Origin of the sequence: Halobacteriovorax sp. CON-3, assembly GCF_043196995.1 — a bacterium.
Classification (GTDB): domain Bacteria; phylum Bdellovibrionota; class Bacteriovoracia; order Bacteriovoracales; family Bacteriovoracaceae; genus Halobacteriovorax_A.
The window spans coordinates 2078445-2090437 of sequence record NZ_JBEBNA010000001.1; the positions used below are offsets into that span (position 1 = coordinate 2078445).

An 11993-nucleotide genomic window follows, 5' to 3' on the forward strand; every position below is an offset into this window, starting at 1 on the left:
GGAAACATCAAAAAAAGGGCCCTCTTTGGGGCCCTTTCTTTTTTTAAATATAGTAAATTATAAAGAAATTGTTTTAAGAATATTTGATTTAAATGATTCTAAAAGTTCTGCCGTATCAATCTTGAAATCTTCTGGCAGCTTAATAAGAAGTTTTGAATTATTATGTGGGATATTTCTTAGGACGAGTCTGAAGTTTCCTTCCCATTCCTGCCAACTTAACTCATATTGCCAACGACTGAATTGACCACCGCCAAATTTTGAATCTCTTTTTTCAGGCATAAGGGCATCAATAGTATAAGATACCTTTTGCTTCAATCCTGCTGAAGTTAAGTCTTTTTCACAATCTCTTATTAATCGATCGTGTTTAGAATCGAAAACTACATTTGGTTTATTAGTTTCCATGATTTGATTAATTTGGCCTTTTAGGATTTCAAGATCGTTCACTACGCTCTCCCTTATTTTTGTATTTTCAATCTTTGTCTCATTTCATCTTCTATTTCTTTTTGTACATGTAATTGAACATAGGTTTCGATCAAGTCACTTTCCACATCAATTTTGTACTCACATAGAATGAAGGTTGGGATTTTATCATTATCCCACGTATTTTTTTTGAAATTATAAATATAGACACCTTTTTCCGGTGTATCGCTTGTCGTTCTCTCATTTGTAATAGCGACCCATTCGTGTCTTGAATAAAGATTGAAATGATCACGACAAAGATGAAGTGAGTCGACATTAAAGTAATCATTTTCGACGAGTTCTTTTTCACAAATACTACATAACCCAAGAATCTTTTCTTGTGACTTATTCTTTTCTAATAAATTGTTTATCTTATCTGTGAGTTTTCCGTCTTGAGTTTCTTCTTTTTGAATCTCTTTTCGAAATGCGATAAATGCAAAGACGCCAATAAGTAGAAAAAGCGCAATCGCAATGATTACAAGTAATGCAATGATGATAACCGTGTTGTCCATGTAATTAGTTTAATGGACTTAGCAAATATGAACAATGGCCAGAGGCCTATATCCAAGGATATTTTGAAAATATCTTCTAACCGCTACTCGAATACGTTCACTTCGTTGATCAATCGTTCCTTTTTCATTGAAGTAATCAAAGCAAATTTCTTGTAGTTGACTAATTTGATCTTCTTCATATGGGATTCCCATTGTCGTAATGTGAACTCTTTGCTGAGAACGAGCAATACTGTTCTTTGAAATTGAAACAAAGACTGTACCAAGCGTGGCCATTTTTCGTCTTTCTGAGATTTTTTCTCTTTCGATGACAATACGATTTCCATGAATGAGTATCGGTGGAATTTCTTGTGAGCGAGAAATTTTTATTTTGCCATTTAAAGATAGTGAGATGCTGTCGTGATTTTTAATCTCGATCGCTTCACTGGTAGGCAGAATTGATTTGATAAATTCACAGTGTTTTCTTAAAAAATATGTTTCGCCGTGAATAGGGATCGCAATAGTAGGTTGGTAACTATCATAAACATCTTTAAGATCAGCTTTACCAGGGTGTCCTGAAGCATGGATTAATCCATTGAAGTGTGTAATGACCTCACAACCTTTCTCTGTGATTTCGTTGTATAAAAGAGCTAACTTTTTTTCATTTCCAGGAATTGCTTTAGAGCTAAAGATAAAAGTATCTGATTCATTTAGCTTGTAGTACTTATCACTGCTACTTGTAATTCTCTTAACTGTACCTCTGAATTCACCCTGACTTCCTGAACATAGAATAATATGTTTCTTCTTTAAGTCTGTAACACTTTCAACTTCACGAACAAGTCCATGGTCGTTAAAGATTTCACACTCTCTGGCAATTTGTGTGTACTTAAGTAGAGAGCGGCCATAAGGAACGACGTTAAGCTTAAGCTCTTTTGCAATATTAAATATTGTTTGTAGACGATGAATGTTAGAAGCAAAGCATGTGATAAAGACACGTCCTTTTGCATCTGAGATAAAAGAAAGCAGGTCTTTTTTAAGCTCGGACTCAGAAGTCGTTCTTTCATTGCTACTTGTGATATTTGTCGAGTCTAGCATCGCAAGGCGGTTGTTATACTTCTTTGATAAGAGGTTGATTTTCTCGAGTTCAATAGGCTTTTCATATTCAGTGTTAAAATCACATTTGAAATCAGAGATGAAGAGAATTCCAGTATCAATTTCTTTGATACCTAGATGAATTCCCTTTGTATTTGGAATCGAGTGATTAACATGAATCGTGTCAATTTCGATTTCATTTATCACAAGTTTACTTTCAAGTTTGTTAATCTTTTTTGAAAGATCTAAATATGACAACTTATCTTCAATAAGCTCTTTTGCAAATGTTGGGGCATAGACATCAGCTTCTGGAAATCTCTCAATATAATGTGAGATTGCACCAATATGGTCTTCGTGGCCGTGAGTTATGATGAGAGCATTGATTTCAACATCTACATTCTTTAAATCAGGAATAAGATAATTGATATCAAAGCAGTCTTCGTAGGGAAATAGAATTCCACTGTCGATTATTATATTTGTATTCTTATAAGAAACTAAAGTCGCATTAGATCCGATTTGTCCAACACCACCAAGAGGTGAAATATTTAAATTAGACATTAAGATCCTTTCGTTGTGTTTAGTAGTAGTTCGAACTCTTTGTTTTGCTCAATGAATTGGACTAGTCTGGCCGCTAAGATTTCAGAAGAAACATCGGTTTCTTCACCAACAATAAAGTCAGCATACTGTCTTTGTGGCGCTAAGAATTTCTCATACATTGGTCGAACACTGTCGTAGTATTGATTGATAACACTTTCTAAACTTCTTCCACGTTCAGCAACATCTCGATTAAGTCTTCGAGTAAAGCGAATATCTGCCTCAACATGGAGAAAGCAGCGAATATCTAACTTCTCTCTAATCTCCTGATCGAAGAGAGTAAAGATTCCTTCAAAAAGGACAACTGGTGTTGGATTTAAAGTTGTTGTTGATGTTGTACGACTACTCGTTTTAAAGTCGTAATTTGGAACTTCTATAGGCTCATCATTTTTTAGGGCCGTGATATGTTCCTGTAGGAGTGCCCAGTCAAATGCTTGTGGGTGGTCGTAATTTGGTCGTCCTGATTTTGTATAATGCTCTTTTGGTTGCTCTGGTAGATAGTAAGAATCCATTGATAAAACAGATACTTTCTCTTTTGGTAGTTTTGAAATTACTTTTGAGGCAAAAGTAGTTTTTCCTGAACCTGAACCACCAGTGATTCCAATTAGCTTCATAGATGACCTTTGTTTTAATGTTTTCAGTAACTTAACATAGATTGAGTTCACATCAAATAAAAGAGGTGATAATCTTATAATAATTACATTTGTGTCATTCGTCAGGGATATTCGATGTTTAGATTTCTATCTTTTTTAGTATTTATTTTCCTAACTTCAATGGGTTATGGAGCGAGTCTTAATATCGCAATTTCGTCGTCTCCAAATAGCTTGAGTCCGTTCTTTTCAACTGATGCTAACTCTCAAAATATTAATCGCCTTGTTAACGCCTCTCTTATTGATTTCAACAGTAATATGCAGCCGATTTGCCAATTATGTGAATCCTTTAAAGAGTATCGTACAGTAGATTCATATAAGATTCGATTCAAACTAAAACCAAATCTAAAGTTTTCAAATGGCGCACCTTTGACGTCGAAAGATGTGGAAAAGTCTCATTTTTATTTTACGGAAACTGAGAAGATAAAATCGATCTTCCGCTTTGCTTTTGGAAATATTAAAGAGGTTAAAATTATCGATGAACTCACTTTTGAATTAATCTATAAGAGCTTTGGCCTTGATCACTTACCAAATTTAGTATTATTTAAAATTATCCAAATCCCTAAGTATGAAAAACTTGAGAAAGTCGAAATGTCAGATCTCGTCGGTGCGGGTGACTATAAAATTGCAAAGATTGCACCTTTGCAAATTGACTTAAAGTCTTTAAAAGCTGATCACTACGATTTGAACTTTGTTGTCGTAAAAGATGAGACAACACTTTCGTTAAAACTGATCAAGGGAGAGATCGACTTATCTGTTGCCAATATTTCACCTAGAAAAGTTAATTACTTAGAAAAGAATAGTGATGTAAATGTACAAAAGGTTTTAGGGACAGATTATAATTACATTGGACTAAATCAGAAAAAAGATATTCTCCAAAATGAAAATGTGCGTAAGGCATTAAGCCATCTTGTCCCTAGAGCTAAGATTATTAAGTATAAGTTTAAAAATAATGCTGTTGCTTCAAATGGCCTCTTTGCAAAATCCTTTAAGAATTTTTATATCGATACACCAGTTGATGACTTCAATCCGAAAAAGGCCTATGAGCTTTTTAATAAAGCAGGTTTTGAGAGAAAAAATGGAATTTGGTATGACAATAATGGAAAGACTTTTTCTCTTACTTGGAAGACAAGCAGTAATAAATTTCAACAAGAACTAGTGACAATCATTAAGAATGAGTTTGAGAAATTTGGCCTAGTTGTAAATGTGGTACCTCAAGAGTGGGGAACTTTCCTTAGAGGTATTAAAAGAGGAGAATACGATCTTTATTTAGGGCGTTGGGTAGGATTTACAGGTCAGGATATGCTTAAATTCGCATTTTACTCTGAAAATATGGCCCCAAAAGGTGCAAATCGTGTCTTTTTTGATAATAAGGATTTTGATAATTTAATTAAGCAGGCCGAGCAGACTATCAATAAGAAAAAAGAAGTCGCTCTATATAAGAAGGCCAATCAAGTAGTAAACGAACAATACCCATATATTAGCTTATGGCATCCAAATGTCATTTGGGTGATGAGTAAGTGTATAAAACTTAAAGAAATTTATCCTAATGGAAATTTTCTAGTTTTAAAGGAAATTGAGAATGTCTGTAAAAACTGAAATCTTTAAAATTGTAACGATTGAATTTCAAAGTAGCTCACAATGTGAAGAGGTGAATAAGATCGCTCTTAATGAATTTGAAGTTGATGGAATTGAAGAGTTCTCAATGGAAGAAGAGCGTGTTGATGAGATTCTTGGAGAGAGAGCATATTCTGGTGGAGACGTTCCTGAGTCAGTAATTGATGAAGTCGTTGATATCTCAGATGATCAAGATGTTAAGAATTTTAATTATTTCTTCTTTCAGGGAGATATTAATAGGGCCCATGAATTTGCAAAGGCAATCGAAGGGATGGATCTAACAATTGAAGTTAAAGATGAAGAGTACTCAGACTGGAATGAAGTATGGAAAAAGCACTATGCACCGATTGAGGTAACTCCTGAACTAAGTGTTATTCCAGAGTGGTTTAAGGAAGAAGATTATAAAGAAAATAATAATAATATTTATATCATTCCAGGAATGGGATTTGGTACAGGTGAACACGAAACAACATACCTGTGTCTAAAGCACTTTATGGCAGTAAAGGACTCTTTCAAAGAGAAAGACCTTTGTTTAGACTTTGGATGTGGTTCAGGTATCTTAGGAATCGGCGCTATCAAGAAAAGCGATATGCTCGTCGACTTCGTTGATATCGACCCTGCTGCTCTTGATAATTGTCACGAAAATCTTAAGTTGAATTTAAATGAAGACCGTCTTAATGGTCATCGTCTTATTGCAAGAAAACGATTCAATCTAGATGATAAGTATAAACTTGTTTTTGCTAATATTCTTATGCATGTTCTTGTATCTGAAAAAGAAGTTCTCTTAGACTCACTAGCTGATGATGGTTATATCATTCTTTCTGGTATTCTAAATGAACAAGTTGATGCAGTTATTGAAGAATATAAGTCTTTAAAGAAAATCGATGTATTATCTAAAGGTGATTGGTCAGCAATTCTTCTAAAAAAGGAGTAATTCATGCGCGCTATTTATACTCGAGATGATCTCTCTCCATCAATTGATGGAATACTTAGCTTTTCTGATGATCGTAGCCATCACTTAATTAAGGCCGTAAGAGTCAAAAAGGGTGATGAGGTTCTGCTATTAGATGGAGAAGGTGGTCGCTATACAAGTGAAGTGATTAACTGCACGAAACGTGAAGTTTCACTAAAGGTATTAGCATTTGAGAAGATTGAAAAGTATACACATATCGATTTAGCAATAGGGCTTCCTAAAAGAGAAGCTTTTGAGAGCTCTCTAAAGAATGCAACTCAAGTCGGTATCTCAGAAATATTTCCTTTTCAAGCAGACTACTCAAATTGGTCAATAAAGAATTTTGATAGAGTAAATTCAGTTATTGAAAGCTCGCTAATTCAATCAAATAATCCTTACTTTCCAGTAGTACATCACGAGACAGCAAGTCTTGATGCTCTATTCGAAATCTTCCATCAATACGATTATATATTCTTAACGACATTATCTCATTCAAATGGTATGGATATTGAAAGTATTGACAGCATAAAAGATAAACGTATTTTAATTATCATTGGACCAGAAGGTGGACTTTCTACTCGTGAAGAAGAGTTAATGTTAAAAGAGAATAATGTTATGGGGCTTAAGCTTGCAACACCTATTCTTAAAACAGAAAGTGCAGTCCTAACAATCGTAGGCTATGTACTTGGAAAATTTGATGTTAAATAAAAAATGTGTCATCCTATTATAAGAGGGCCCAGGGATGAATTTAGAATCACAAAATAGCAAGAAACCAATTCGCTTAAATGACTTAGAAGACTTCGATAATTTCGATGACTTTGGAATAGAGGATATTCCTTTTAAACCTATTAATGAAGGACTTGGTTTTCATCATGGAAAGGCCAGTAAAGAAGTTTTAAAAAGTGCACGTGTTGAAGTTACTCCAACTCAATCACATGTAAATAATTTCAATAAAGTTCTTGGCCGTGAAAAAGAGATGAGTGTTCCTTCTGAACTTGAAGCTTTTTATCGTAAAGGTACAGAGTCAGAAATCCCTAAAGTAAATCGTGAAATTGAAATAAAGAATAAGTCACAAGATGTTTCTATCGCAAGAAGATTTGCTTCTTACGTGATTGATATGAGTGTATCACTAGTTATTTTTGCTGTTACTTTAGCTGCAATGTTTTTAGTAAGTGGACTTCCTCTCGAATCATTTATTGAAATCACACTTCAAAACTCAAATTATAGATTTCTATTAGCACTATTTGTGCTTATTCATATTATTTATCGTATTACATCTGTCTACAGGCCAACGTTTGGTCAGTATATTTGTGGCCTAAGGCCAAAGCTTTCAAATGAGGCAGCTTTTAATACGATTATTGAAAGAACTCTTTTTGAGTTCATTTCGATCCCACTTCTAGGACTTCCATATATTTTAGGACTAGATAAGAAATTCTTTGGGAATAGCCTTAAAAAGAGTAAGTAATGAAATATCAAGAAGCACAGGAATATGTAGAGAATCACTTTAGTGGGAAGAAAATTGTATTCACTAATGGATGCTTTGATATCCTTCACCGTGGTCATTTAATGTACTTAAATGAAGCGAAGAAACTAGGTGATATTCTTATTATAGGACTTAACTCAGACAGTAGTGTTAAGCGTTTAAAAGGTGAGGATCGTCCTGTGAACTCTGAAGGCGATCGTCAGTTTATGCTTGAGAATTTAAAGTCAGTTGATAAGGTTTTTATTTTCGAGGAAGATACTCCTTATGATCTTATAAATGCTGTTCTTCCAAGTATCCTTGTTAAAGGTGGGGACTGGGCCATCGATCAAATTGTTGGCCATGATATTGTTACCGCTAACGGTGGACAAGTGTTAAGCTTAAATTTTGAAGATGGCTATTCAACGACTAATCTAATTGAAAAGATCCAAGGCCGCTCTTAAGTGTATATTCATTTTAAAAATGAACTGGCGATTATTTCAAACGATCTTTCTGATACAGAAGTTGCCATAGCTCACATCTTAAAAACCATAAAGGCCACTTTGAAATTCGGCCTACCTGTTCTACTAAAATTCAAAGATGGAGATATCGATATTTCGAAACTTCGTAGTAAGCACTATATTGCTAACTCTGAATTTGCATTTATTAATATCTCTTTAAAAAATCGCTTTCCTGTTGAAAAAGAATTTCAATCACTGACTGAAATGGTCGAGTATATGCTTGATTTGAATGATTGGTTATCTTAATTTCTAAGTAAAAAGTTTGATTTGTTTCTTAAGTAATTGATTCTCCTGACCTCCCTTCGTGGTCGATCGGAGTTGTTCGGCATCATTTTACCATCGTGGTAAATGCCGCCTCCAAAAAAATAAAAAATCCTCCACTTTTCTCTCAAGAATATTTCCGAGTAACCGTTATGGGTATTGCAGCCAGATGGGTCTGGTTGTTTTGGGATTTAATTTGTTGAGACAAGGAGTTTCAACGCTAATTACACAAGGAGGTTGCTTATTCGAGGAGAATAGTAATGGGATTAAGAATTAACACGAACACACAGTCAATAGCAGCACAAAGAAGTTTAGGACAAGTTAAAAGAACACAAGATGAATCTTTAAACAAACTTTCATCAGGTTCTAGAATTAACAAGGCCAGTGACGATGCTGCAGGACTTGCGATATCTGAGAAGTTAAGAGCGAATATTAGAGGTACTCAACAAGCAGCAAGAAACGCTGGTGACGGTATCTCGATGATTCAGATCGCTGAAGGTGGGATGAACGAAGTATCAAATATTTTAGTTCGTCTAAGAGAACTTTCAGTACAGTCTGCATCGGATACAATTGGTGATACTGAACGTGAATTTACTGATAAAGAATTCCAACAACTAACAAAAGAAGTTGATAGAATTGCACAGTCAGTAGAGTTTAACGGAACATCACTAATTAATGGTGAAGGGTCAGAGAAAGAATTCCAAATTGGTCTTAATAATGATGAGACAAATGACAGAATTAAATACGATCCTTCAGCAGTATCAGTTAAAACAGAAGACCTAGGTATTAGTGGACTTTCTGTTGCGACAAAAGGTGATGCTCAATCAAACCTTGAAGCTATCGATAAGGCCATGACATCAGTATCCGGTGGACGTGCGGAACTAGGGGCATTACAAAATAGACTACAGTCTACAATTAATAACCTAGAAATCTCTAATGAAAATATGAGTGCCGCTAATTCACGAATCAGAGATACAGATGTAGCAGCAGAGTCTGCAAACTTAGCTAAGGCAAATATCCTTACTAGTTCTGCAACTTCTGTTCTCTCGCAAGCAAATGCTTCGAGCCAATCTGCACTAAGACTGATCGGTTAAGTAAAAATCTAAATCGAAAGCAACATCTAAAAGTAAGGGCCTTCGGAAGAAGGCCCTTATTCTTTTCTATAGTAAAAAATTAAAGCTTAAATTAATAGACCACGCTTTCACGTGGCCCACTAGAATCTTGAAAGAGCAGAAACTCAGGAGAGAGAATCGCTCAGTCCTAATTATATTCATAAAATCTATTTCAAAACATGATCCTAATCATTTATTAGTGGCAAAAAATAATGTCGATTTTTATCCACTTTTTAAGTACTTATTATTGATACCTCAAGCTCTAACTATATGAATTTATATTAATTTGACCACTTTTTTCCAATTATCTGAGGGATTCACTAAAGTATTTAACCGAGTGTAACGAACAGGTATTTGTGAACACTAATTTTGTCTGAAAGCTATTTTTAGTAGGACGTGAGGAAAGGAGAAAAAAATGGGTTTACGTATTGCAACTAATACAGCTGCGCAAATGGTGCAGAAAAACATTAAACAGACAGGGAAAGCTTCAGGGGAGGCCTTGGAGAAATTATCGAGTGGTAAGAGGATTAATAAGTCCGCTGACGATGCTGCCGGTTTAGCGATTGCTAAGAATATGGAAGCACAGGTCAAGGGTTTACGTCAGGCTTCTCGAAACGCAAATGATGGTATCTCGATGGTGCAAACCGCAGAGGGGGCCATGAATGAAACAAGTAATATCTTAGTAAGATTGAGAGAGCTATCAGTTCAGGCCGCATCGGATACGATCGGTGATACTGAGCGTGGCTTCCTTGATAAAGAATATCAGCAACTCGTTAAAGAGGTTGACCGAATTGCAGAATCGACAAAATTCGGATCGATCTCATTACTTAATGGATCAGGTTCAGAGATGGATATTCAGGTTGGTACTTTTGCCGGTGAGAGTGGTCAGATTCAATACGACCCTTCTCAAACGAATGCAACGGCATCAGCACTTAATATTTCGGGCCTAAGTGTTGCTTCTAAAGATGATGCAAGAGGATCGATGGAAAATGTCGATGAGGCCATCACCAGCTTATCTGAACAAAGAGCGAATCTTGGTGCTGTTCAGTCAAGACTACAGTCTTCTGTAAACAACCTTGAGATTCAGGCGACGAATCTAGATGCTTCTAGATCAGTTATTGAAGATGCAGACGTGGCATATGAGTCATCGCAACTTGCTTCTTCTAATATTGCTAAGCAGGCAGGGATTGCATCATTAGCGCAAGCTAATAATATCAATTCAGCTGCTCTTAGATTAGTAGGTTAATAAAAATGGGGGACACACCCCCACTCCTTTCTTAAATAATTAAAGCGGTCTCGTGCAGGAGAGAATCGAGACCGCATTTTTAAGTTGGGAGTCGAAAGATAGGAATTGAGAAATAGATGAGCACAAAGAAGTTTGAACAAGATATTATTGAGTCCATCAAAGAAGGCAGTGAAGTCATTATCTGGGATGTTATTGATCAAAATATTGTTAGGCTTCCGGCCAAAATTAAAAGTCTCAATGCCTTTTCTAAACAGATCTTTTTAACTATCGAAGATGGCCTAAGAGATAGCTTGGCCCACTTCGTACGAGGACCAGGACTTCTTAAATTCTATATTCCCGATTTACAGTTAATCTTTATCAGCGAGCTAAATGCCTCTCATGGCAATAGTCTCGAAATCTCATATCCAATAAAAGAGAAGAGATTAGAAAGAAGAGAACATGAGCGTTTTGAACCACTCATTCCACTTTATAGCTGTTTTCAAAATTTGAAATATGAGATTTTTGATATCAGTGAAGGAGGGGTCTCATTTGTCTTAGGAGCTTCTCAATATGAACAGCTCTTTAGTAATAAGAATGAAGTTCTAAATTTTGAAGTTGTATTTGCAAATGAAAAAATTCATGTAAAAGGAAGTGTTGTTAATAAGAAGAAGATAAAACCATACCAGATATCGAGATTTCCATATGGTGCTTTTCGTATAGCAGTGGCCATTGAAAATAACCCAGAATATCGTAAGCATGTTAAGAAGTTACAAAGTGGATGCGATAAACTAATGAAAGATCTTCTTTGATTATCTTTGCTATTCCGATATGATAATTCTATGAGCAGTTATGTGATATCTGATGTCCATGTGAAATGGGATCAAAAAAATTCTGAATATCTTAAAAATTTTCTCGCTATTAACTTTAATGAAAATGATCGTATTTATCTTCTTGGAGATATATTTGATTTAATGGTTGGAAGTTATCAGGAATACGAAAAACAATATGATTGGTTCTTTAATCGTATAAGAGAAATTACTGCTCTTGGTATACCAGTCTACTATATTCAAGGTAATCATGATTTTCATATTGAAGACTTACTTACAGATAATGGAATTATCGTAAAGACGAAACCATTTGTTGAAATAATTAATGATCAAAAAGTTCTTTTTTGTCATGGTGACGAGATAGAAATCGAGAATTTTAGTTATCAGGTTTGGCGTGGTTTTATAAGAAGTTATCCTTTGGCCCTTATTTCTAAGTATGTTTTTAATTATAAAATTGTGAAAGCAATTGGGGATTATCTATCTCATAAAAGTCGACAGCGAAATGAAAAAAGGTATGGCCAGACTCAACTTAATGGAAGTATTCGAGATAAATTTAGAAAGAGTGCTCAAATTGCCTCAAATGAATATAATGTCGATGTCATTATATGCGGACATAGTCATTATCAAGATGAGTTTAAATCTGATAGCTTTTCATATTATAATTGTGGCTTTGTTCCTGCTTCAAATAAGTATCTGATGATTAATGAAAGTTACCAATTTAAGAATCTCGATTAAA

Annotated in this window: 14 protein-coding genes; 10 read left to right on the forward strand and 4 right to left on the reverse strand. The window is 35.0% G+C overall.

What is annotated here, in order from left to right:
- Nucleotides 1–57 precede the first annotated feature (57 nt).
- The 4 genes from ABMA72_RS09935 to udk are packed head-to-tail and all read right to left on the reverse strand — an operon-like array spanning nucleotide 58 to nucleotide 3247.
- Nucleotides 58–444, reverse strand: coding sequence for a hypothetical protein (locus ABMA72_RS09935; RefSeq protein ID WP_392861234.1), 387 nt, complete (start codon nucleotides 442–444; stop codon nucleotides 58–60).
- Nucleotides 445–455: 11 nt separating this feature from the next.
- Nucleotides 456–971: a hypothetical protein gene (locus tag ABMA72_RS09940; protein WP_392861233.1), complete on the reverse strand. Its 516-nt coding sequence runs from the start codon at nucleotides 969–971 to the stop codon at nucleotides 456–458.
- Nucleotides 972–989: 18 nt separating this feature from the next.
- The gene (locus ABMA72_RS09945; RefSeq protein WP_393057006.1) at nucleotides 990–2597 is read right to left on the reverse strand and encodes a ribonuclease J; all 1608 of its coding nucleotides are present in this window, start codon (nucleotides 2595–2597) and stop codon (nucleotides 990–992) included.
- On the reverse strand, nucleotides 2597–3247 hold the full coding sequence (gene udk, locus ABMA72_RS09950) for a uridine kinase (protein WP_392861230.1): 651 nt from the start codon (nucleotides 3245–3247) through the stop codon (nucleotides 2597–2599). The genes ABMA72_RS09945 and udk overlap by 1 nt, the downstream gene beginning before the upstream one ends.
- Before the next feature lie 114 nt (nucleotides 3248–3361).
- Here udk and ABMA72_RS09955 point away from each other — a divergent pair, with 114 nt between their 5' ends.
- The 10 genes from ABMA72_RS09955 to ABMA72_RS10000 all read left to right on the forward strand — a co-directional run bounded on the left by ABMA72_RS09955 (nucleotide 3362) and on the right by ABMA72_RS10000 (nucleotide 11992).
- Nucleotides 3362–4882 (forward strand): ABC transporter substrate-binding protein, encoded by a 1521-nt coding sequence (locus tag ABMA72_RS09955; RefSeq protein WP_392861228.1) that lies wholly within the window; start codon nucleotides 3362–3364, stop codon nucleotides 4880–4882.
- A complete protein-coding gene (locus ABMA72_RS09960; protein ID WP_393057008.1) occupies nucleotides 4866–5834 on the forward strand; it encodes a 50S ribosomal protein L11 methyltransferase in 969 nt (322 codons plus the stop codon). Before ABMA72_RS09955 ends, ABMA72_RS09960 begins: the two co-directional genes overlap by 17 nt.
- 3 nt (nucleotides 5835–5837) lie before the next feature.
- Entirely contained in the window at nucleotides 5838–6560 is a 723-nt protein-coding gene (locus ABMA72_RS09965; protein WP_392861225.1) for an RsmE family RNA methyltransferase, read from the forward strand.
- 34 nt (nucleotides 6561–6594) lie between these two features.
- Entirely contained in the window at nucleotides 6595–7317 is a 723-nt protein-coding gene (locus ABMA72_RS09970) for a hypothetical protein (protein ID WP_392861224.1), read from the forward strand.
- Nucleotides 7317–7775, forward strand: coding sequence for a D-glycero-beta-D-manno-heptose 1-phosphate adenylyltransferase (gene rfaE2, locus ABMA72_RS09975; RefSeq protein ID WP_392861223.1), 459 nt, complete (start codon nucleotides 7317–7319; stop codon nucleotides 7773–7775). The genes ABMA72_RS09970 and rfaE2 overlap by 1 nt, the downstream gene beginning before the upstream one ends.
- Nucleotides 7776–8078 carry a hypothetical protein gene (locus ABMA72_RS09980; protein WP_392861221.1) on the forward strand — a complete coding sequence of 101 codons (303 nt, stop codon included), beginning with the start codon at nucleotides 7776–7778 and terminating at the stop codon, nucleotides 8076–8078.
- A gap of 275 nt (nucleotides 8079–8353) precedes the next feature.
- Nucleotides 8354–9187, forward strand: coding sequence for a flagellin (locus tag ABMA72_RS09985; RefSeq protein ID WP_392861220.1), 834 nt, complete (start codon nucleotides 8354–8356; stop codon nucleotides 9185–9187).
- A 433-nt stretch (nucleotides 9188–9620) separates the two neighbouring features.
- Entirely contained in the window at nucleotides 9621–10451 is an 831-nt protein-coding gene (locus tag ABMA72_RS09990) for a flagellin (protein ID WP_392861218.1), read from the forward strand.
- A 116-nt stretch (nucleotides 10452–10567) separates the two neighbouring features.
- Nucleotides 10568–11239, forward strand: coding sequence for a PilZ domain-containing protein (locus tag ABMA72_RS09995; protein WP_392861217.1), 672 nt, complete (start codon nucleotides 10568–10570; stop codon nucleotides 11237–11239).
- Between the two features lie 30 nt (nucleotides 11240–11269).
- A complete protein-coding gene (locus ABMA72_RS10000; RefSeq protein WP_393057010.1) occupies nucleotides 11270–11992 on the forward strand; it encodes a UDP-2,3-diacylglucosamine diphosphatase in 723 nt (240 codons plus the stop codon).
- The last annotated feature ends 1 nt before the right edge of the window (nucleotide 11993 follow it).